The 21,093-nt window shown below is 48.5% G+C and carries 20 protein-coding genes; 17 read left to right on the top strand and 3 right to left on the bottom strand.

Annotated elements, in window-relative coordinates; all coding sequences use genetic code 11:
- The first annotated feature begins 17 nt into the window (after window positions 1–17).
- The 13 genes from rpsA to A9971_RS20615 all read left to right on the top strand — a co-directional run bounded on the left by rpsA (window position 18) and on the right by A9971_RS20615 (window position 14,948).
- A complete protein-coding gene (gene rpsA / locus A9971_RS20670; protein ID WP_007931318.1) occupies window positions 18–1,712 on the top strand; it encodes a 30S ribosomal protein S1 in 1,695 nt (564 codons plus the stop codon).
- 195 nt (window positions 1,713–1,907) lie between these two features.
- Window positions 1,908–2,189: a hypothetical protein gene (locus tag A9971_RS32910; protein WP_259652281.1), complete on the top strand. Its 282-nt coding sequence runs from the start codon at window positions 1,908–1,910 to the stop codon at window positions 2,187–2,189.
- A 141-nt stretch (window positions 2,190–2,330) separates the two neighbouring features.
- Window positions 2,331–2,618, top strand: a complete 288-nt coding sequence (ihfB, locus tag A9971_RS20665; protein ID WP_015636570.1) for an integration host factor subunit beta — start codon at window positions 2,331–2,333, stop codon at window positions 2,616–2,618.
- Between the two features lie 215 nt (window positions 2,619–2,833).
- Window positions 2,834–3,169 (top strand): Wzz/FepE/Etk N-terminal domain-containing protein, encoded by a 336-nt coding sequence (locus tag A9971_RS33250; RefSeq protein WP_077934601.1) that lies wholly within the window; start codon window positions 2,834–2,836, stop codon window positions 3,167–3,169.
- Window positions 3,170–4,225: 1,056 nt separating this feature from the next.
- The gene (gene rffA, locus A9971_RS20655) at window positions 4,226–5,368 is read left to right on the top strand and encodes a dTDP-4-amino-4,6-dideoxygalactose transaminase (protein ID WP_015636569.1); all 1,143 of its coding nucleotides are present in this window, start codon (window positions 4,226–4,228) and stop codon (window positions 5,366–5,368) included.
- Window positions 5,355–6,650 (top strand): O-antigen translocase, encoded by a 1,296-nt coding sequence (locus A9971_RS20650; protein ID WP_182999950.1) that lies wholly within the window; start codon window positions 5,355–5,357, stop codon window positions 6,648–6,650. Before rffA ends, A9971_RS20650 begins: the two co-directional genes overlap by 14 nt.
- The gene (locus tag A9971_RS20645; protein ID WP_182999949.1) at window positions 6,650–7,555 is read left to right on the top strand and encodes a glycosyltransferase; all 906 of its coding nucleotides are present in this window, start codon (window positions 6,650–6,652) and stop codon (window positions 7,553–7,555) included. The genes A9971_RS20650 and A9971_RS20645 overlap by 1 nt, the downstream gene beginning before the upstream one ends.
- Window positions 7,556–8,318: 763 nt before the next feature.
- Entirely contained in the window at window positions 8,319–9,476 is a 1,158-nt protein-coding gene (locus A9971_RS20640) for a glycosyltransferase family 4 protein (protein WP_015636566.1), read from the top strand.
- Window positions 9,476–10,456 carry an SDR family oxidoreductase gene (locus A9971_RS20635; RefSeq protein WP_015636565.1) on the top strand — a complete coding sequence of 327 codons (981 nt, stop codon included), beginning with the start codon at window positions 9,476–9,478 and terminating at the stop codon, window positions 10,454–10,456. Before A9971_RS20640 ends, A9971_RS20635 begins: the two co-directional genes overlap by 1 nt.
- On the top strand, window positions 10,453–11,469 hold the full coding sequence (locus A9971_RS20630; protein ID WP_182999948.1) for a glycosyltransferase family 4 protein: 1,017 nt from the start codon (window positions 10,453–10,455) through the stop codon (window positions 11,467–11,469). Before A9971_RS20635 ends, A9971_RS20630 begins: the two co-directional genes overlap by 4 nt.
- Window positions 11,470–11,522: 53 nt before the next feature.
- A complete protein-coding gene (locus A9971_RS20625; RefSeq protein ID WP_182999947.1) occupies window positions 11,523–13,511 on the top strand; it encodes a nucleoside-diphosphate sugar epimerase/dehydratase in 1,989 nt (662 codons plus the stop codon).
- Window positions 13,512–13,621: 110 nt separating this feature from the next.
- Window positions 13,622–13,951, top strand: a complete 330-nt coding sequence (locus A9971_RS20620; protein WP_182999946.1) for a helix-hairpin-helix domain-containing protein — start codon at window positions 13,622–13,624, stop codon at window positions 13,949–13,951.
- A gap of 202 nt (window positions 13,952–14,153) precedes the next feature.
- Window positions 14,154–14,948 (top strand): SDR family oxidoreductase, encoded by a 795-nt coding sequence (locus A9971_RS20615; protein WP_103289558.1) that lies wholly within the window; start codon window positions 14,154–14,156, stop codon window positions 14,946–14,948.
- 25 nt (window positions 14,949–14,973) lie between these two features.
- Here A9971_RS20615 and A9971_RS20610 read toward each other — a convergent pair whose 3' ends face one another.
- Window positions 14,974–15,534, bottom strand: coding sequence for a TetR/AcrR family transcriptional regulator (locus tag A9971_RS20610; protein WP_041119413.1), 561 nt, complete (start codon window positions 15,532–15,534; stop codon window positions 14,974–14,976).
- Window positions 15,535–15,725: 191 nt separating this feature from the next.
- On the opposite strand from A9971_RS20610, the gene A9971_RS20605 reads away from it, so the two are divergent.
- Window positions 15,726–16,379, top strand: coding sequence for a GntR family transcriptional regulator (locus A9971_RS20605; protein ID WP_182999945.1), 654 nt, complete (start codon window positions 15,726–15,728; stop codon window positions 16,377–16,379).
- Window positions 16,380–16,394: 15 nt separating this feature from the next.
- Window positions 16,395–17,246, top strand: coding sequence for a DUF1989 domain-containing protein (locus tag A9971_RS20600; protein WP_182999944.1), 852 nt, complete (start codon window positions 16,395–16,397; stop codon window positions 17,244–17,246).
- 44 nt (window positions 17,247–17,290) lie between these two features.
- Here the strand turns inward: A9971_RS20600 and A9971_RS20595 are convergent, their stop codons facing one another.
- Entirely contained in the window at window positions 17,291–17,458 is a 168-nt protein-coding gene (locus A9971_RS20595; RefSeq protein WP_011062571.1) for a DUF2897 family protein, read from the bottom strand.
- 132 nt (window positions 17,459–17,590) lie between these two features.
- Window positions 17,591–18,955, bottom strand: coding sequence for an ethanolamine permease (gene eat, locus A9971_RS20590; RefSeq protein ID WP_011062570.1), 1,365 nt, complete (start codon window positions 18,953–18,955; stop codon window positions 17,591–17,593).
- Window positions 18,956–19,297: 342 nt separating this feature from the next.
- Between eat and kdpF the strand changes: the two genes are divergently transcribed.
- Both kdpF and kdpA read left to right on the top strand, forming a co-directional pair.
- On the top strand, window positions 19,298–19,387 hold the full coding sequence (kdpF, locus tag A9971_RS20585) for a K(+)-transporting ATPase subunit F (RefSeq protein WP_019092894.1): 90 nt from the start codon (window positions 19,298–19,300) through the stop codon (window positions 19,385–19,387).
- An 11-nt stretch (window positions 19,388–19,398) separates the two neighbouring features.
- Entirely contained in the window at window positions 19,399–21,093 is a 1,695-nt protein-coding gene (kdpA, locus tag A9971_RS20580; protein ID WP_182999943.1) for a potassium-transporting ATPase subunit KdpA, read from the top strand.

Raw genomic sequence — 21,093 nt, 5'->3', positions numbered from 1 at the left:
TATCAACAGGAATTAAAATGAGCGAAAGCTTTGCGGAACTCTTTGAAGAAAGCCTAAAAACCCTGAACCTTCAGGCAGGCTCCATCATCACCGGTGTTATCGTCGACATCGACTACCAAGCGCGTTGGGTAACCGTTCACGCTGGTCTGAAGTCTGAAGCGCTGATCCCGCTTGAGCAGTTCTACAACGATGCTGGCGAACTGTCCATCAATGTTGGTGATGAAGTTCACGTTGCTCTGGATTCGGTTGAAGACGGCTTTGGTGAAACCAAGCTCTCCCGTGAAAAAGCCAAGCGCGCTGAATGCTGGATCGTTCTGGAAGCAGCCTTCGCAGCCGAAGAAGTGGTCAAGGGCGTTATCAACGGTAAGGTTAAAGGCGGCTTCACTGTCGACGTTAACGGCATCCGTGCGTTCCTGCCAGGTTCTCTGGTTGACGTCCGTCCAGTGCGCGACACCACGCACCTGGAAGGCAAAGAGCTCGAGTTTAAAGTCATCAAACTCGACCAGAAGCGCAACAACGTTGTCGTTTCCCGCCGCAGCGTCCTCGAAGCCGAGAACTCCGCTGAGCGTGAAGCTCTGCTGGAATCCCTGCAGGAAGGTCAGCAAGTCAAAGGTATCGTCAAGAACCTCACCGATTACGGCGCATTCGTCGATCTGGGTGGCGTTGATGGCCTGCTGCACATCACCGACATGGCTTGGAAGCGTATCAAGCATCCTTCCGAAATCGTCAACGTTGGCGACGAGATCGATGTCAAGGTTCTGAAGTACGATCGCGAGCGCAATCGTGTTTCCCTGGGCCTGAAGCAACTGGGCGAAGATCCATGGGTTGCTATCAAGGCTCGTTACCCAGAAAGCACCCGCGTTACCGCTCGTGTAACCAACCTGACCGACTACGGCTGCTTCGCTGAGCTGGAAGAAGGCGTGGAAGGCCTGGTACACGTTTCGGAAATGGACTGGACCAACAAGAACATCCATCCTTCGAAAGTCGTACAAGTCGGCGACGAAGTGGAAGTTATGGTTCTGGACATCGACGAAGAGCGTCGTCGTATCTCCCTCGGCATCAAGCAGTGCAAGTCCAACCCATGGGAAGACTTCTCTGGCCAGTTCAACAAGGGCGATAAGATCTCCGGCACCATCAAGTCGATCACCGATTTCGGTATCTTCATTGGTCTGGACGGCGGCATCGACGGTCTGGTTCACCTGTCCGACATCTCCTGGAACGAAGTGGGCGAAGAAGCCGTACGCCGTTTCAAGAAGGGCGACGAGCTGGACACCGTTATCCTGTCGGTTGACCCAGAGCGCGAGCGTATCTCCCTGGGTATCAAGCAACTGGAAAGCGATCCGTTCTCCGAGTACGTCCAAGAGAACGACAAAGGCGCAATCGTTAAGGGTGTTGTAAAAGAAGTTGACGCCAAAGGCGCCATCATCACCCTGGCTAACGATATCGAAGCTACTCTGAAAGCCTCCGAAATCAGCCGTGACCGCATCGAAGATGCGCGTAACGTTCTGAAAGAAGGCGAAGAAGTTGAAGCCAAGATCATCAGCGTTGACCGTAAGAGCCGTGTAATCCAGCTCTCGATCAAGTCGAAAGACGTTGAAGACGAGAAAGAAGCTATCCAGAGCCTGCGCGACAAGCCAGCTGCTTCGGATATCGCTGCTGGTCCTACCACTCTGGGTGACCTGCTGCGTGCACAAATGGAAAAGCAGAACTAAGTTCTGTCAGACCATAAAAAGGGCGACTTCGGTCGCCCTTTTTTATGCCTGAAATTCGAGAAGCTCAGCGGAGTGCTGGGGAAACCAATCTGTGCAATGAGTTGTCTCTTTCTTAGGTGGGTTGGCTGCCGTGTCAGGGTCTAGGTACCCAATGGGTGCATTATTCAAGCAGCATAAGCTGCCTTAAGGAAGAGTATGAGCAGGTTGGGTGTAGTGGTTTTGATTCTTCTTTTGGCAGGGTGTACGACCGGTGTAAAGACCCACGCGGTGCGCGGGGTCAGTGGCATAGAGATCGACTGTTCGGGGCTGGGGTCGGATTGGGACAAATGCTACAAGCGTGCTGCACGTGAGTGTAAGGCCAATGGCTACAAGGTCATTACAAAATCCAGTGATGCCAAGGATGAGGAGGGGGATTATCCTTTCGGTTGGAATCCGGCGGGTTATCTGACTCGAACGATGTTGGTCATGTGTCGATAGGGCCGCTTTGTGTTTTTGTCACTGCATCTTCTGCAAAAAAAGGAGTTTGTATCAGTGTGGTAGATGGGCTGTTCAAAACCCTCAGAGCATGCTAAAACCTTTGAAGCACTGACCTAGCTGCTTGAAAAAGAAGGGAAAAATATGACGAAGTCGGAGTTGATCGAACGAATTGTCACCCATCAAGGGCTGCTCTCATCCAAGGATGTCGAGTTGGCGATAAAGACCATGCTTGAACAGATGTCACAGTGTCTGGCTACCGGTGATCGAATTGAGATTCGAGGATTTGGTAGTTTCTCTCTTCACTATCGTGCTCCTCGCGTAGGCAGAAATCCAAAAACTGGTCAATCAGTCAGTCTGGATGGCAAGTTTGTACCTCATTTCAAACCGGGTAAAGAGTTGAGAGATCGTGTCAATGAAGAAGAAATTTAAATAATGGAAGTTGCACTTAAAGTTGTATGTCGCTCATTTTGAATTCTGTTTTTTGAAGTTGCGGATATATATTTTAAAATCCTAAGATAAATATTAAAGTTATCTCTGCTTGAATGTTGGTTAAGGGGGAGTATTTTTTATATTCTATATATCTATAAGTGAATCTTGGTCCGGGAATGGCTAGTTATTATCAATGTGCTGCTCAGAGTCTTTAAATGGCTATAGAAACAGATCATTCTGAGGTTTTCTCCCCTATTCGAATAAAGCTCTTCACCTTGCTAAGGATTTTATGGTTTGAACGGTTGCTGTTTTTATTCAGTATATTAGTTGTGACGTTTATTTTTACTGTTTTCGCTTTTATTATCAAGCCCGCTTACGAAGCTCGAATTTTATTGTACCCACCAGGGGTTAGGGACGTTTCGATTATCGGTTATAGCTTTCTGAAAGATGAAGATACTATACGTGAAGCGATCGCTAAAATTTACTCTACATTTATTCGTAACGCTCGATCTGATAACTATCTTAGAGAGTTTTCTGGGAGCATATTCTGAGGTCGTCTAAAGTGAGCAAAAATATAAAATTAACTCAAGCATAAATAGGTATGAGGAGTTCTCAGAGAGAATCTCGTTTAATGAACTATTTATAAAACGAGCTGCAGGAAATGATTCTAAAGATAATGAGACTCCTAAACCGGTTCTTGTGACTTCTAGAGGCCCTGAGGGAGAAGACTTGGTGTTTTTGCTGGGGGGTCATATGATCTTGTTATGAGGAAGACTGCAAGTGAGGTTGCGTCTAATATAAATGCAGATGCTGCTATGCGAGCTGGTTATTAGGCAAAACAAATTGATATTCGGCGAGAGGTTGAAGGGGAGGAAGCTGTAGATGATCTTAGGAGGGCGCTAGATGTCTCAAGTATATTTGCGTTGGGCTCTACACTAAATGGTACAGGGACTTCGGTTTCGCTTAAGAAGAAAACTAATGAAGCAGGAAATGAAGAAAATAGAGACGAGGGTTTATTTGCTGACGAGCTTCGATATCTACTAGTTCAAAAAATATTTTATAGTTCAGTGGTTGTTGAGTCTGATGAATTATCAGTTTGTTTGAAAGACGGACCTATGGCCAGCATAGGTAATCCCATACACCCATAAAAAATGTTCATCATCCTGATTGAGGTTCTCGTAGGGGCGGGGTTAGGGGGGGGGCTCTGTCTGTTACTCTTTATCATTATAAGAAGTCGCTTTCGTGTGCATGATGAAGGGGCATCTCTCGCGCGATGAGCTTTTGCAGAGAGGAAGGGAGCGTGGAATTTTGACCATCCAAGGCTAAAAATAGTCCGTAAAGGTTAAGATTTTCCGATAGTTGTGTATAATTTAAATGTTATTGAGTGCAAGCCACATATTGTGAAACTGGCGTAAGCTAGCTAACAGTTGCAGGATGCTGAAAAACTATTCGTATATGCTACGGAATCAAGATGATTTTATACTTTATGTGAAATATCTTTATTGTTGGGTGGTAACTTTTAAGTTATATGCTTGTAATGAGTTATAGATTGGTTAACTATTTTAAATAAATGTAAAAGTATTTTGGCTAAAGGATGTAAACGAAAAATGAATATCCCATTCAACAAGCCACCATATACTGGAAGTGAAGATCAGTATGTGATATCAGCTATGCGCAGTGATAAGATGTCCGGTGATGGAAAATTCACCATCCTTTGCCAAAAATGGTTTGAAGAAAGTTTGGGCTGCAAAAAAGCTCTATTAACCCCTTCCTGCACTCAAGCTTTAGAAATGTCTGCTTTGTTAATCGATATTCAGCCGGGTGATGAAGTAATTATGCCTAGCTATACTTTCGTAAGTACGGCGAATGCGTTTGCTCTAAGGGGGGCAAAAATTATTTTTGTAGATATTCGTCCAGATACGATGAATATTGATGAGACGCTTATTGAAGCGGCTATCTCAAAGAATACCAAAGCCATAGTTCCAGTTCATTATGCCGGTGTTGCTTGTGAAATGGATACAATAATGGGTATAGCAAATCATTATGGATTGTATGTGATTGAAGATGCCGCACAGGGAATGACATCTTTCTATAAAGGAAGACCCTTAGGGACAATAGGGCATATGGCAGCTTATAGTTTTCATGAAACAAAAAACTATACAAGTGGTGGCGAAGGCGGCTTATTAATTATAAATGATGAAAGTTTTATACTCAGGGCTGAAGTCATTCGAGAGAAAGGGACGAATAGAAATCTATTTTTTCGAGGAATGATTGATAAGTATACTTGGGTGGATTTGGGCAGTAGTTACCTTCCTGGGGAACTTCAAGCAGCTTATCTGTATGGCCAGCTTGAAAAAGTTGAAGAAATAAAAGAGTCTAGGATTAAAACATGGAGATTTTTTTATGAAAATCTCAGTGAGCTTTCAGCTAATGGGAAGCTAGAGCTGCCTATAATTCCCGCAGAATGTATAAGTAATGCTCATATGTTTTACGTTAAGCTTCCTGATATTGGTATTAGGACAAAGGTCTTAGAGTATTTAAAGAATAATGGGATTGGTGCGGTATTCCACTATATTCCATTGCACTCTGCTCCAGCGGGTATTCGACTTGGTGCTTTTGTTGGTAAGGATAAATTTACAACATCTGAGAGCGAGCGTTTAATCAGACTTCCAATTTGGTATGGAATGACTGATCTCGAGAGAACTACTGTAGTGGATGCTGTCGTCGAGGCTGTCAATGCATGTTGCTAGTAATGCAAGTCGAATTTTAGTTAGTCGAAAACATGCATTACAGAGTGCTGCTTTAACTGTCGCCTCTCAAACATCTAAAATCGCAGTTGGTTTTATTTTGATAAAACTGATTGCGGTTTATTTAGGTGCTGGTGGTATGGGGTTGCTGGGTAACTTTATGAGTCTCGTTGCTATGCTATCTCTGATGGCCGGTGGCGGCATATCTAATGGAGTGATCAAATATGTAGCAGAGTATAAAAAACAACCTCGACGGTTGGCTGAGTTTATTGGTTCAGCAAAATTATACTCTCTTTTGTTTTGTACTTTTTTTTGTATAGTTGGAGTTTGTTTTTCGCAAGATATCTCGGGTTATATTTTTAAGAGCGAGGAATATTATAAAATAATAGTTTTTTTATTTTTTGCTCAGTTTGGTTTTGCATTTGTTAATCTAGTGTGCGGTGTCGCTAATGGGCTGCGTGATACTAAAACATATGCACTTATTCAGATATCAGGAAATGTTCTAGTTGTACCGATCAGCTGGTTCCTAATTGGATTTTATCAGCTGGTAGGTGCCGCAATTTCAATGGTTTTGATGTTTCTTATTTATTCAATTCCAGCATATTTTTTTTATCGTAGGTCTTTTTTCTTTAGAGCCAAAATTAAAACAAAGATTAATGCGCTAGCTATAAGAAGGCTATCCGTTTTTACTTCCATGGCCCTGGTGGGAGCAGTGAGCGTACCTCTGATAGAAATACTAGTTCGGCAACAGATTATCAATCACATAGGCTATGCGTCAGCTGGAATATGGCAAGGGGCGATTAAAGTTTCAAGTGCATATATGGGTTTTTTTACCATATTCCTTGCAGTCTATTTTATGCCTACAATCTCAGGAAGTAATAATAGAAAAGAAATCGCAAGTTTAGTGTTGAGGTTCATGGCAGTCGTGATGTTTGTTTTTCTTTTTGGGGCGAGCATTTTCTTTTTATTAAGAGTGCAAATTATACCAATAATATTATCGAGTGATTTTGAGTCATTAGAGTCATTGATTAAGTATCAATTAATTGCGGATTTTTTTCGTGTTTCGACTTATGTTATCGGTTTTGTAGTTATAGCCAAGGCTGCACTGAAAATCTATATCGTAAGCGAACTGCTGCAGGGGATATTATTTTTTAGTGCTAGCTCTATTTTTCTTAATTTGGGGCTCGGTCTAAAAGGTGTATTCCTAGCTACTTTGTTGATGAATATTGTATATTTTGTGGTTGCCGTATCAGGTTTTTTTCTCTATAGGAGAAGGGAAGTATAATGTTATCAGCTACTGTCGTCGTATCTTGCTACAATCAAGAGCGCTATATTGTAGAGTGTCTTGATAGTATCCTGTCGCAAGAAATAAATTTCGAGTGTGAAGTTATAGTCTCTGATGATTGTTCTACTGATAAAACTCAAGAGGTTCTTCTTGAGTACTCTCGTTTGCATGAGGGAAGACTCAAACTAAACCTCCGCTCAGAAAATGTAGGGCCTGCCTTAAACTATCTTGGTTTACACTCAATGGCTTCAGGCGACATCGTTTTCCATTTTGATGGTGATGATGTAATGCTCCCTGGAAAGTTAGCTCTTCAATATAAGGAGTTTCAGGAAGATGCTCAAGTCAATGTCGTCTTCCATAAAGCAGTATACTTTTCTGATGATGATAAATACTTGTCTGATACACAATTTCCAGACTCTGCCGAAAGATCAATAGATGTTTCGGGGGAGGAGCTTGCTCGTTGGGGGTCAGTTGCTGTCCATAGTTCGTATGCATATAGAAGAAGCTCAAGGAAAACGGTTATAAATCGTGAGTTTATGGAGTGGTTTTTTGCTATGGACTCTTTAATTCCCGAAGGAAAGGCTGTTTATATAAACCAAACTTTGGTTAAGTATAGATGCAATCCATCTGCGGGTTCGTATCTATCCACACAATCAGGAAAGTTAAAGGCATACTCTATCTATTTTGATGATATTGAGCGTTATTTTGATAGCTATAAAGTTTTACGATGTGATCTATATGCAAACTACTTTGTTACGTTTTTGGCTATGCTAAGGTCTACTAATAGATTTTCGCTGAAGCGTTCATTGTTCTTGCTGCGCAATATATATTGCCTCCGGCCCAAAAAAGTACTCAACACACTTGGTGTGCGAAGGCTGGTTGGTCCTAAATTGAAAAATCGATAATTTGGAGAAGAGATGACTTATCTAAATCTCTATGGTTTGGATGTTTATATAGTTATCTCTTTTTTTGTTTTTTAGCATTCTAAATGCTTTTGGCGAAATCAAGGTCTCTTAAAGAGGTATTGTGTTTAGCTGAGTTTTTTGTGGTGCTGCGGGCCATAGGATTTGTTTCTCAGAGTATTGCTGTACGTTAATTTTATACAGATGGCGATACTTGGTTTTATATAAAGTTATATGACTATCTGGATGCGGGGTTGATAACCCTTTTCAAACAATAGAAACTTCATTCGTTTTGCTGATGAGGTTTTTTGTTTTTTGGGGGCATCAAGCACTATTTTTTCTAATAACATTTTCTTTTGCTATTTCTTATTACTAACTGGCGATGGGGCTTTTGGATGTATTCCTCGCTGCTGGTAGCTTTAATTCTGATCCTCAGGTTATTCAATCTATCAAATGGGTCTGGGCTTTATCTTTTTCATGTGTGCACCTTGGTTTCTTTTTTTATAGTGATCGGATTGGTCTTTGTTTTTGGGTATTTTATCCAATTTTAATTTTGTATACTTCGTGCGAGTTATCGAAAGTTGGTTTTTTTGAGTATTTAAAATAATTGATGCTAATTAAGTACTTGTCCTTGTTCGTAGGTATCACCCTGTTCGGTGACTTTTTTTCATAAATATGCTATTTTCTCGCCGTTGGATAAGGTTGGGGTTTATGAGTGGCGACGTTATTTTTTGGTTTGAGTTTTAATCGGGCGAGGGCTTAGTGGGTGACAAAAGAAGCAATCAGGGTTGCTAGGGTTTCCACAGTTTCGTTTTTCATAGTGACGCAACTAGAGACTCAATTTGAGCAGTTGGCAATGTCTGGCGTTGATTTGACGGCCATTTCAAGTGCTGATGAATCGGTTAGTAGGTTGCTCGAAAATAAGAGATTTAATTTTTTACCAATTAATATTGAGCGTAAAATTAATATTAAAAAAGATATTTTAAGTTTGTTTCTTTTGATAAAGGCTTTTCGAAAATATAATTTTGATATAATTCACTCAACTACACCGAAAGCAGGATTGTTATGTTCTATTGCGGGTCTGTTTGCTAGACGGTCCGTTCGATTGCATACATTTACTGGGCAGCCATGGGTAACTATGTCTGGTTTAAAATGCTCACTTCTAAGAGCGTGCGATAAGCTTGTCGGTATACTCAATACGCACTGTTATGCAGATAGCCATAGCCAAATGAAATTTCTAATTTCGAATGGTATTATTAAGCCAGAGAGAATATCAGTTCTGGGGGCTGGGTCGCTCGCGGGTATAGATTTAGAAAGATTCAATAAGAAATACTTTCCAGAAAGTACATGCTTGGATTTGAGGTCAAAACTTGGTATTTCAGAAAATAGCAAGGTGGTTCTATATGTTGGCCGAATAACACCGGATAAAGGGATTAGTGAGTTAGTTCAGGCTTTCGAGAGGATATCTGCGAAAGACAGTGATGTATTTCTTGTGCTGGTTGGGCCTTCTGAGCCTGAAGGTCAACTAATTATTGATAGCATTCCTGAATATATAAAGTCGCATGTTAAAGTTGTCGGTTACGACCGCGAGCCTGAACGATATATGGCCGTCGCAGACTTGCTATGTTTGCCTAGTTACCGTGAAGGATTTGGCACGGTTATCATTGAAGCGGGGGCGATGGGGATCCCTTCAGTCGGGACCGATATCTATGGCTTGTCTGATGCGATTTTAGACGGGCTGACAGGTTTGCTAGTTAAAGTTGCAGATCCCGTATCTCTGGAAGAAGGGATCTGGACGTTATTGTCTAATCCATCGATGAGATACTCTATGGGCGCTGAGGCACACCGTCGAGCCTCGGAAAATTTTAGTTCTTCCAGATGCTCGGAGTTGCTGCTGAAAGAGTATAAGGCGTTTATAAGTTGATGGACGAAGTCTTTGAGGAAAAACAGCGCGTCATGGTAACGGGGGCAGCAGGGTTTGTCGGGGGCTGCTTAGTTCGTGCACTTACTTTACATGAGGCTTATATTCCCATATCAGTTTTTCGCTCTGAAGGTGATTTGCAGCTTATATCAAATAATGTATATGCTGCCAATGTATCCCCGGAAACGGACTGGGCTGTAGCTTTGGCCGGCGTATCTATAGTTGTTCACGCTGCTGCACGAGTGCATGTGATGAACGAAAGTTCCGCTACTGCTCTAGACGAATATAGAAGAGTAAACTTCCATGGTACTTTGAAGTTGGCGCGTCAAGCCGCTGAGGCCGGTGTGCGTCGCTTTGTTTTTATTAGCTCCATAAAAGTTAATGGAGAGGCTACTAGCCTTGCACGACCTTATTGTGCAGATGATCCAGTTAACCCAGTTGATCCATATGGTGTATCCAAACATGAGGCTGAAGTTGCTCTCCGCCAGCTCGCTTTGAAAACTGGTATGGAGGTGGTAATTATTCGTCCTACACTGGTTTATGGACCAGGAGTAAAAGCAAATTTTGAGGCTATGCTTGCGTGGGTTAAGCGAGGAGTCCCCTTGCCTTTAGGGTCGATTAACAATAAGCGTAGTCTGGTTTTTATTGAAAATTTAATTGATCTAGTTATTCTGTCTATGCATCATGAGAGTGCTGCAAATCAAACTTTTCTCGTTAGTGATGATGAAGATCTCTCTACAAGTGAGTTATTGGCGAAAGCAGCAAATGCATTGGGTGTAAAAAGCCGAGTTTTTCCATTTCCAAGTAGTATGCTTAGATTATTTTTAACTCTCTTAGGACGTAAGGCAATTTCGCAACGCCTATGTGGAAGCTTGCAGGTTGATATAAGTAAGACCTGCCTTCTCTTAGGTTGGCGTCCCGCAGTAAACGTTAACGAGGCGTTAAAAAGAACCGCGGCAGTCTTTGTGGAAAAAAGCGTATGAGCCATGTGTACTGGGTGATGTTATTTTCGTTTGTTGGTTCCTTGATGGGGACTGCAGTTTTACGCAGATACGCTTTATCTAATAGCCTTATTGATATACCTAACTCCCGAAGCTCTCATACTGTTCCCACTCCTAGGGGCGGAGGGGTGGCTATCGTTGTTGTTTTTATAATCAGTGCCATCGTTTTAGAGATTACCAGTAATTTGCAATTTTTTACTATGTTAGCTCTTACAGTTACAGGGGGGATGGTTGCCGTTATCGGGTTTCTCGATGACCATGGACATATTCCCGCTCGCTGGAGATTATTGGGGCACTTTACAGCCGCAATTTTGGGGGTGGCATTATTGGGTGGGATGCCATCTATGCTTATACTTAATGTATATGTTGAATTGGCATGGGCAGGACATATCTTTGCAGTTTTTTACTTAGTATGGATGCTTAATTTATATAATTTTATGGATGGTATTGACGGTCTGGCTGCCATTGAGGCTGTGTTTGTTTGTTTAGCTGGCGCAGGCTTATATTGGATAGTTGGTAGCTATGACTTAGCTTGGGCTCCTTTGGGTCTGGCTCTTGCGGTCTTGGGCTTTTTGTACTGGAATTTTCCCCCTGCTCGAATTTTTATGGGCGATGCAGGTAGCGGATTTCTTGGATTAGTTCTTGGTTTGCTTGCCCTGCAGGCTGCTTGGACTAATCCATCGTTATTTTGGAGTTGGTTGATTTTTCTAGGTGTTTTCATTGTCGACGCGACGTTTACTCTTTTCTGTCGGCTATTAAGAGGGGAGAAGCTGTACGAGGCGCATCGCAGCCACGCTTATCAATTTGCAGCGAGGCGTTACGGTAGGCATTTTCCGGTAACGTTGGCAGTGCTATTTGTAAATATAATTTGGCTATTACCACTAGGCTTTCTTGTGGGTACAGAAAAGCTCGAAGGAATTATTGGTCTTATAATAGCTTATGTACCTTTGATTCTTCTTGCAGTGTTTTACAAAGCCGGCGCAAGAGAGAACTGAGATGCGGGTTCTGGTTTACGTCTGTGGCGTTTTTATTTAAGAAGGGTATTAGTATGTTTCGTCAGTGGTTGCTTGAGCTTCCGAGGCGCCAAAAACGCTTGATCCAAGTCGCAGTAGATACTGTGCTTGTCTGGCTTGCGTTGTGGTTAGCGTTCCTTGTACGTCTTGGCATTGATGAAATTGCCAATCCATTAGAGGCGCACCCATGGCTTTTCCTGTTTGCACCTTTAGTTTCTATTCCACTATTCATCCATTTCGGTCTATATCGAGCAGTTTTACGTTATTTTGGTACCGATGCACTCATCGCTATTACTAAGGCTGTGACGTTGTCTGCGTTGGTAATGGGGGTTATTGTTTATGTTTATAGTAATCATAAGTTTGTAGTTCCTCGTTCTATTGTTTTTAATTTCTGGTGGTTGAGCCTCATCATGATTGGAGGCTTGCGCTTAGCAATGCGTCAATACTTCCTTGATGATTGGTTTTCTACAACACAACACATGCCTTTCTCCAATACAGATAATAATCTTCCTAAAGTTGCTATTTATGGAGCAGGCGCTGCTGGTAATCAACTGGTTGCGGCGTTGAGGATGGGGCGAGTAATGCGTCCTGTTGCTTTTATTGACGATGATAAGAGCATTGCAGACAGGGTAATCGCCGGACTACATGTTTATCAGCCCAAAAATATTCAACGAATGATTGATGCAACTGGAGCGCAGGAAGTTCTTTTGGCCATTCCTTCTTCAAGCCGTGGGCGTCGTCGTGAAATCTTGAGCTTTCTTGAAAACTATCCTTTTCATGTTCGAAGTGTTCCCGGGTTTATGGATCTCGCCAGTGGCCGAGTGAAAGTTGATGATATTCAGGCTGTTGATATTGCTGATTTGTTAGGACGTGACGCAGTTCCGGCTCAAGAGGATTTGCTTGAACGCTGTGTGACGAAGAAGGTAGTTCTTGTAACTGGCGCCGGAGGATCCATTGGCTCCGAGCTATGTCGGCAAATATTGCTTCTTCGTCCTACTGTATTGTTGTTGTTCGAGCATAGCGAGTTTAATCTCTATAGTATTTTTTCCGAGTTAGAAGGGCGTGTTGCTCGTGAGTCACTTTCCGTAAAGGTATTACCTATTCTTGGCACTATAAAAAGTCATGAAAAGCTCGTTGATATAATGACTACCTGGAAAGTTAATACAGTTTACCATGCTGCGGCTTATAAGCATGTCCCAATGGTAGAACATAATATTTCCGAAGGATTTTTTAATAATGTAATCGGCACGCTTAATACAGCCCAGGCAGCATTGATATCTGGTGTTACAGATTTTGTCTTGATATCTACAGATAAGGCAGTTCGTCCCACCAATATAATGGGAAGCACTAAACGCTTGGCTGAGCTGACGTTACAAGCACTTAGTCGAGAAAAAGATCCAGTTTTATTTGATGTGGCTGGTTGTGAACAGATAAGAAACAACACTCGATTTACAATGGTTCGTTTCGGTAATGTTTTGGGCTCTTCAGGTTCTGTAATTCCATTGTTTCATAAACAAATACAGTCTGGTGGCCCCTTGACTGTTACTCACCCTAAAATTACTCGATATTTCATGACCATTCCTGAAGCTGCACAGCTAGTTATTCAAGCGGGGTCGATGGGCTTGGGCGGGGATGTATTTGTATTGGATATGGGAGAACCGGTAAAAATTGTAGAACTGGCTGAGAAAATGATTCATCTCTCAGGTCTGACTGTTCGCTCGGAAAAAATGCCTCATGGCGATATTGCTATCGAATTTACCGGGTTGAGGCCCGGTGAGAAACTTTACGAAGAGCTATTAATAGGTGATAACGTTTCTATCACTCCACACCCGATGATTATGACAGCTAATGAAGATTATTTGCCTTGGGGTGTGTTGAAAACCAACCTAGCTAAGATGCTTGAGTCTGTTCATAAAGATGATTACGTCACATTCCGCCAATTGTTGCGTGAAACAGTGAGTGGCTATACGCCAGACGGTGAAATTGTCGATTGGATTTATCAACAACGCCGTTTACAACCATAAGTTTACATAAACAGTAACCATCTACATTTTGACTTGTCCCCTGCATCACCTAGGTTTGGAAGGCAGCTTTGGAAAGCTGCTTTCCTTACTCGATGTCATGGAGCGTCACTATGCGTAACTCTTTTTTCACCTCATTGATCTTTGCTTTTCTCGCCAGCTTTGCACTTTTCACTCAAGCAGCGCCGGGTCCTAAGACCCAGCCCGGTTCTGCGCAAGTGGCGGAGCAGGCGCCGATTCAAGCGAGCAAGGTCAACCTCAATACGGCGGATGAGGCTGTGCTGCAACGCGAGCTTTTTGGGGTGGGGGCTGCCAAGGCCAAGGCGATTGTCGCTTATCGGGAAGAAAATGGGCCCTTTGCTTCGGTGGACGAGTTGCTGGAGGTCAAGGGGATTGGCAGGGCAATTCTGGAACGAAATCTGGATAAGCTCGAAGTCAATTGAGTTCTTCCGCATAACGTTTGAAGGCCGGTCTCTGACCGGCCTTTTGCATTTCATGGGTGGGGTAGCTGACAGTGAATCTCTATTGCCTGGATTGATCATTTTCATGATGACTCGAAAATATTATGGTAATAATATTTTTCGGGCGCCAAATGCTTCTGGCCGAAGGCGCTCATTACTTTCATGCATTGTCAGGAGTCCAGCTATGAGTTCGATTCAATCCCAAGGTACAGCATTGGTCACTGGGGCCTCATCCGGTATTGGAGCGGTTTATGCCGAGCGATTGGCGGCGCGAGGTTTCGATTTGTTGCTGGTTGCTCGAGATGAGGGACGTTTGAAGGTGGCAGCCAATGCGTTGAGCGATAAATATAACGTGCAAGTGGAGGTGTTGAAGGCGGATTTGACGCTCAAGAAGGACTTACTGAATGTCGAGCAACGTTTGCGCGACGACTCCCGTATCAGCTTGCTGCTGAACAATGCTGGAGTAGCTGCCAACGGGGCTTTGGCTGGCGCCGACCTGGATCAGATGGAGCACATGATTCAGCTCAATGTAGTGGCACTGACCCGGCTGGCCGGGGTGGCTGCAACGAGTTTCTCTGCGACTGGGCGTGGGGCGATTATCAATATTGCCTCGGTGGTGGCTTTGATTCCTGAGCGTTTCAACGCGACTTATAGTGCAACCAAGGCATATGTACTCAGTTTGACTCAGTCGCTGCAGGCTGAGTTGAAGGGCAGCGGGGTTCGTGTACAGGCTGTGTTGCCGGGTGTCACTCGTACCGAAATCTGGGAGCGTTCAGGGCTCGATGCCAAGGCCATTCCGGCGGAAATGGTGATGGAGGTACAGGAGATGGTCGATGCGGCGTTGAGCGGCTTGGATCAGGGTGAGTTGATTACATTGCCTTCGCTACCCGATCCTGCGGATTGGCAGGCTTTGGTGGCGGCGCGCTTGGCTCTTGGCCCCAATCTGTCCAGGAGCAGTGCGGCCGCTCGCTATAAATAAGGAGAGTAGGTTGGAGCGGATCGCTTCAGCCCCGCTCCTGTTGCTTCAGGCCCTCGCGAACCACCTCCAGTATCCGAGTTCCCAACTCCGGGTTTTCCACGCTACGAGAAAGCATGAGTGCACCGACCAAGGTGGACATGAGCATCAGGCTTCGCTCGGCTTTCTGTTCGCCTTCCAGCACCGATTCTAGTTGTTCGAGCCTGGTGTTGAGCACCTCATCTGTAGTCGCACTGGGTTGCCCGCGCTGGCCGAGTTCCGAGCTCATGGTCGGTAGCGGGCAGCCTTGATGAGGGGACTTCTGGTGCCACTCGCAGAGGTAGTTATCGATAAAGGCTGGCAGTGGATGCTCTTGTGCGAACAGTGCAGCGCAATGGGCGTCCAGCTCCTGGGCGGCGGCGCGCAGGGCTTCTTCTACCAGTTCATCCTTGGACTTGAAGTGGGAATAGAAGCCGCCATGGGTCAACCCCAGGGCTTTCATCAGGGGCTGTAGACCTGTTGCACCTATCCCGTCACGACGAAAACGTTCTGAAGCTTCCTTGATAATGCGCTGATGAGTCTGGGCTTTATGGTCTGGCGAGTAACGCATTTGAGAAACCTCCGCAACTAGAAGGCCATTTTAACCAAGGATTATCAGATCATGCCCCTACTTCTAGGCTGGGATTGTCAGCGTTGACAGCTTCCCGACAGCTTTTCGTGAGGGCATAAGGGGTGATTGAAGTTGGCACGATAAGTGATTACCTGCTGTTCATGAATTGTTGAACAATCGTGAGGTGCCCCATGAGCGACGGACTATCCCTGGCGGACCACATTACTGTGGAACTGCGGGCTGACATCATCGGTGGTCGTTTATTGCCCGGAATGGCGCTGGTGGAAAGCGAGCTGGTCAGTGCCTATAACGCCTCACGCAATACCATCCGTGAAGCCCTGCACCGCCTGGGGCAGGAAGGGTTGACCTGGTACGTGCGGTACAAAGGCGTAGTGGTCCGTCGCCTTGGTGCTGATGACGTGCGGGATCTGTTCCGAGTGCGCCGTACCCTGGAGTTGCAGGCCATCGCCAATGCTCGCCCGCTACGCGAGTACCAGTCCGATCGCATGCTCGATGCCATCGAAGCGGCGGAGCTTGCCCGGGAGCGCGAGGACTGGCGAGCCGTGGGAACCCATGGCCTGCGTTTTCACCAGCATGTGGTGGGGTTGCTGGGCTCGCCACTATTCGATGAGTTCTTCACCAACGTGGTGGCGCAGTTGCGCCTGGTGTTTTGTACGGCGCCGGATGAGGCGCGGTTTCAGGCGCCCTGGCTGGTCCGCGACCGACAGATCCATGAATGGCTTCTGGAGGGTGACAAGGCGGCCGCCATCGAGGCCATGGAGTTGTACCTGGACGACTCGGAGCGCCTGCTATTGGACATGCTCGACCAATCCCTGTGTCACTGAATGAGGGCGATACCCATGTACAAAGACTATCCAGCGGCTTATCAGGTCAGCAAAGGTTCGGCGCTACAGGTGGACAAGGCGTTTTACGAACGCATTCGGCACAATCAGGGCCAACGCCATCTGATCGAGCAGTTCGAGGTTCCGATCCGTACCGGACGCGCCTGGAAGGTGCCCGCCGGGCACGTATTTCGGGTGACCACCCCGGTAGGGCCGCAGGTGGGCGACTTCAACGTGTGGAATGCCGACGATCCGCGTGAGCGCCTCTGGGCTGCGCGCACCCGGCAGTTGCAGGGGGCGCATGTCAGTACCCACGACCGGCTCTGGTCGAACCTGCCTTTTCTGCGGCCGCTGGTGACCATCACCGATGACAGTCTGGCCCATTACGGCATCGACGAGCATGGTGGCCGCCTGCACGATCTACTGGGCACCCGTTGCGACCCCTATGTGAATCGCATGCTTACCGGCGAGGACTTTCACCATCACTGCCATTCCAACCTGACGCGGGCAGTGCTGCCTCATGGCCTTACCGAGTTCGATGTGCATGATGTGTTGAACATCTTCCAGTGCACGGGCCTGAACCATGACGACATGTACTTCATGAAGGCCTGCCCGGCGCAGAAGGGGGATTATCTGGAGTTCTTCGCCGAGATCGACCTGCTCTGTGCATTGTCGACCTGTCCGGGCGGAGATCTGTCCTTGCCGATGTGGGGGCCTGAAGCTCAGGACCCGTTAAGCGTGTGCCGTCCACTGGGAGTGGAAATCTATCGTCTGGACGAATCGCTGCTCGAAGGCTGGAGCCAGCCGCAACGTGCAGCCTATAAGGGCCAGCACGGGTTGCACATTGCCAAGGCCGAATGGGAGCGCTGAGCTTCCAGGCAGCCCCTGCACGTTAGGGTGAAGGGGCTGTAGGCTTAACGATCCTGCGCTTCCTTGGCATCCATTTGTGCGTTGCGCTCGGCCACGCGCTTGCGTTGCTCATCGGTCAGCTCGACCTTGTTGGCGGTGTCGCGCAGCATCATCAAGCCGCCAACGATAGAACCGATAGCAACCACCAGAATCAACCAGGCATACCAGGGCATAGGGCTCTCCTTAATGGGCAGTAGCCCGCAGGCGAAGGTTCGCCTTCGGGCCTGCCTATAACGCTTTGAGTTAAAGCGCTTCGCAGTGGTTCCATTGTATGCCTGATCCGCCTGGTGCGAGCAGAGCGCGGTTCAACGGCCGGTGAGCATGGCGTCCACCGGCGCGTCGGCCCGCAGTTGCCCGGTCAGCAGGAAGTAGATGAAGCCCAGGGCCATGAACACCAGAAATATCAGGCCGATCAGGGCATTGAACCAGGCCATGGCCACCAGGCAGACCGCGGCCAGTGCCAGGGCGATGGCCGGCACCAGCGGGTAGCCCGGGGCGCGGAAGCTGCGTGGCAGATTCGGTTCCGCCCTGCGCAGTTTGAACAGGCTGAGCATGCTCATGATGTACATCACGATGGCACCGAACACCGCCATGGTGATCATGGCGGCAGTGAGGGTCATGCCGCCAAGGTTGATCAGGCCATCGCTGTAGATGGCGGCGATGCCGATCAGGCCGCCGGCGATGATCGCCCGATGTGGCGTCTGAAAGCGCGACAGCCTGGCCAAGGAGGCAGGCAGGTAACCGGCCCGGGCCAGGGCAAAGAACTGGCGCGAGTAGCCGAGGATGATCCCGTGGAAACTTGCCACCAGGCCGAACAGGCCGATCCATACCAGCATGTGCAGCCAGCCGGAACTGTCACCCACAACGGTCTTCATCGCCTGGGGCAGCGGGTCGTTGATGTTCGACAAGCTGCGCCAGTCCCCCACGCCGCCGGCGAAGAACATCACCCCCATGGCCAGCAGCACCAGGGTCAGGATGCCGCTGATATAGGCTTTGGGAATGGTGCGCTTGGGGTCCTTGGCTTCTTCGGCAGCCATGGCCGCGCCTTCGATGGCCAGGAAGAACCAGATGGCGAAGGGAATGGCGGCGAACATCCCGGCAATTGCCGGGGCGCCGAAGGCGTCGGCGCCTGCCCAGCCGTTGAGGGCGAAGTTGCTGAAGCTGAAGGCCGGGGCCACCACGCCCATGAACACCAGGAGTTCGGCCACCGCCAGCACGCAGACCACCAGTTCAAAGGTGGCTGCCAGTTTCACCCCGAGAATGTTCAGGCCCATGAATACGATGTAGGCGCCAACCGCGGCATGTTTCGGATCCAGGGCCGGGAATTGCACGTTCAGGTAAGCGCCGATGGCCAGGGCGATGGCGGGAGGGGCGAAGACGAATTCGATCAGGGTGGCCAGCCCCGCGATCAAGCCGCCTTTTTCACCAAAGGCGCGACGGCTGTAGGCAAACGGGCCGCCGGCGTGGGGAATCGCCGTGGTCAGCTCGGTGAAACTGAATATAAAGCAGGTATACATGGTTGCCACCATCAGCGAGGTCACGAGAAACCCCAGGGTTCCTGCCACGCCCCAGCCATAGCTCCAGCCGAAGTACTCCCCGGAAATCACCAGTCCGACTGCGATGCCCCATAAATGCAGCGTGCCCAAGGTGGGCTTGAGTTGTGTGTTCATCGGTTGCTCCCTGAACGATTAGGACGTGCTCGCGGCTGTTCTGTGCAGTGCCCATGCCAGTTCCTGGAGCACCGTCGTAAAGCACGAAAAGCTGTCGTATCGAGGATGTTTCGCCGATTTTTAGCACTATTGACCTTCAGTGCATGGGGGCTTGATGCCTCGCATCGGGGCAGCCGCGCTCCAGAGGCGAGCGATGCGCTTCATCGCCCCTCGTAAAGGCTGGATGACGCCAGTCTTTACGCTTTCTTTATGCGCTGCCCGCCCCGTCGATCTCGTTCCTTTACAGGCACCCTGCGGACAATGCCTGCATTCGCGGCAATCGCCGTACCACGGAGACATTCCATGAACATTCTGGACGCGGTGTCGCTGCTGCTGGCAGTGGGCCTGTTCATTTATCTATTGGTTGCGCTGCTGCGCGCGGATCGGAACTAGGAGCTGCGGTTATGCACAGTTATGACTATTGGCTGATCCTCGCCTTCTTCGCTCTGGTGCTGTTGCCCGCACCTTGGCTGGGGCGCTTCTACTACCGGGTGATGGAGGGCCAGCGCACCTGGCTGACCCCCGTTCTGGGCCCGGTGGAGCGTGTCTGCTATCGAATCTCCGGGGTCGATCCACAGGTTGAGCAGAGCTGGCAGAAATACACCCTGGCTCTGCTGGCCTTCAACCTGGCCGGGTTTGTCCTGCTGTTTGCCATCTTGCTGTTTCAGGATCACCTGCCGCTCAATCCGCAGCATCTTCCGGGGCAGGAATGGACGCTGGCGTTCAACACCGCAGTCAGTTTCATGACCAACACCAACTGGCAGTCCTACAGCGGCGAAGCCTCCCTGAGCTACCTCAGCCAGATGGTCGGCCTTACCGTGCAGAACTTCGTCAGCGCTGCCACCGGGCTGGCGGTGCTGGTTGCCTTGTGCCGTGGCATTGGCCGGCGTTCGGTGCGCACCCTGGGCAACTTCTGGGCCGATATGACCCGCGCCACCCTCTACGGCCTGCTGCCGCTGTGCCTGCTGCTGGCGCTGTTCCTGGTCTGGCAGGGCGTACCCCAGACCTTTGCCCATTACGTGGATGCCCTGACCCTGCAGGGCAATGACCAGGTCATTCCGCTGGGCCCGGCCGCCAGTCAGATTGCCATCAAACAGTTGGGCACCAACGGTGGCGGTTTCTTCGGCGTCAACTCGGCGCACCCGTTCGAGAACCCCACGGCCTGGAGCAATCTGTTCGAACTGGTATCGATCATCCTGATTCCGGTGGCCCTGGTGTTCACCTTCGGCCATTACGTCAAGGACCTGCGTCAGAGCCGGGCGATCATCGCCTGCATGTTCGCCTTGTTCCTGATCGGCGGTGCTACCTCGCTGTGGGCGGAGTATCAACCCAACCCGGCGTTGCAGAACGCAGCGGTAGAGCAGGCTGCGCCCATGGAAGGCAAGGAAGCCCGCTTCGGCACCACTGCCACGGTGCTCTGGTCGGTGACCACCACTGCGGCCTCCAACGGTTCGGTGAATGGCATGCACGACAGCCTCAACCCGCTGAGCGGCATGGTGGCGCTGATCAACATGATGGTCGGCGAAGTGATCTTCGGCGGCGTCGGCGCGGGCCTCTACGGCATGTTGCTGAACGTGTTGATCGCAGTGTTCCTGGCCGGGCTGATGATCGGTCGCACCCCGGAATACCTGGGCAAGAAGCTACAGGCCAAGGAGGTGCAGTTGCTGGTAGTGACCCTGATGGTGATGCCCATCGGCGTCCTGGTGCTGGGCGCCCTGGCCGCCAGCTTGCCAGGGCCGGCAGCAGCCATCAGCAACCCGGGGCCCCATGGCTTCAGTCAACTGCTCTACGCCTACACTTCGGCCAGCGCCAACAACGGCTCGGCGTTCGGTGGCTTCAGCGCCAATACCCCGTTCCATAACCTGATGCTGGGCCTGGGCATGCTGATCGGTCGCTTCGGCTACATCCTGCCGGTGCTGGCCCTGGCCGGCAGCCTGGCGATGAAGAAGACCGCACCCATCGGGCAGAACAGTTTTCCCACCCATGGCCCGCTGTTCGTGGCCTTGCTGACCGTGACCATCTTGCTGGTGGGCGGCCTGACCTTCCTGCCGACCCTGGCGCTGGGCCCAATCGCCGAACATCTGAGCATGGGCTTCTGA

The sequence above is a fragment of the Pseudomonas sp. UME65 genome (genome assembly GCF_014170225.1).
Lineage (GTDB): Bacteria > Pseudomonadota > Gammaproteobacteria > Pseudomonadales > Pseudomonadaceae > Aquipseudomonas > Aquipseudomonas protegens.
This window is presented reverse-complemented; position numbering and strand designations above follow the sequence as displayed.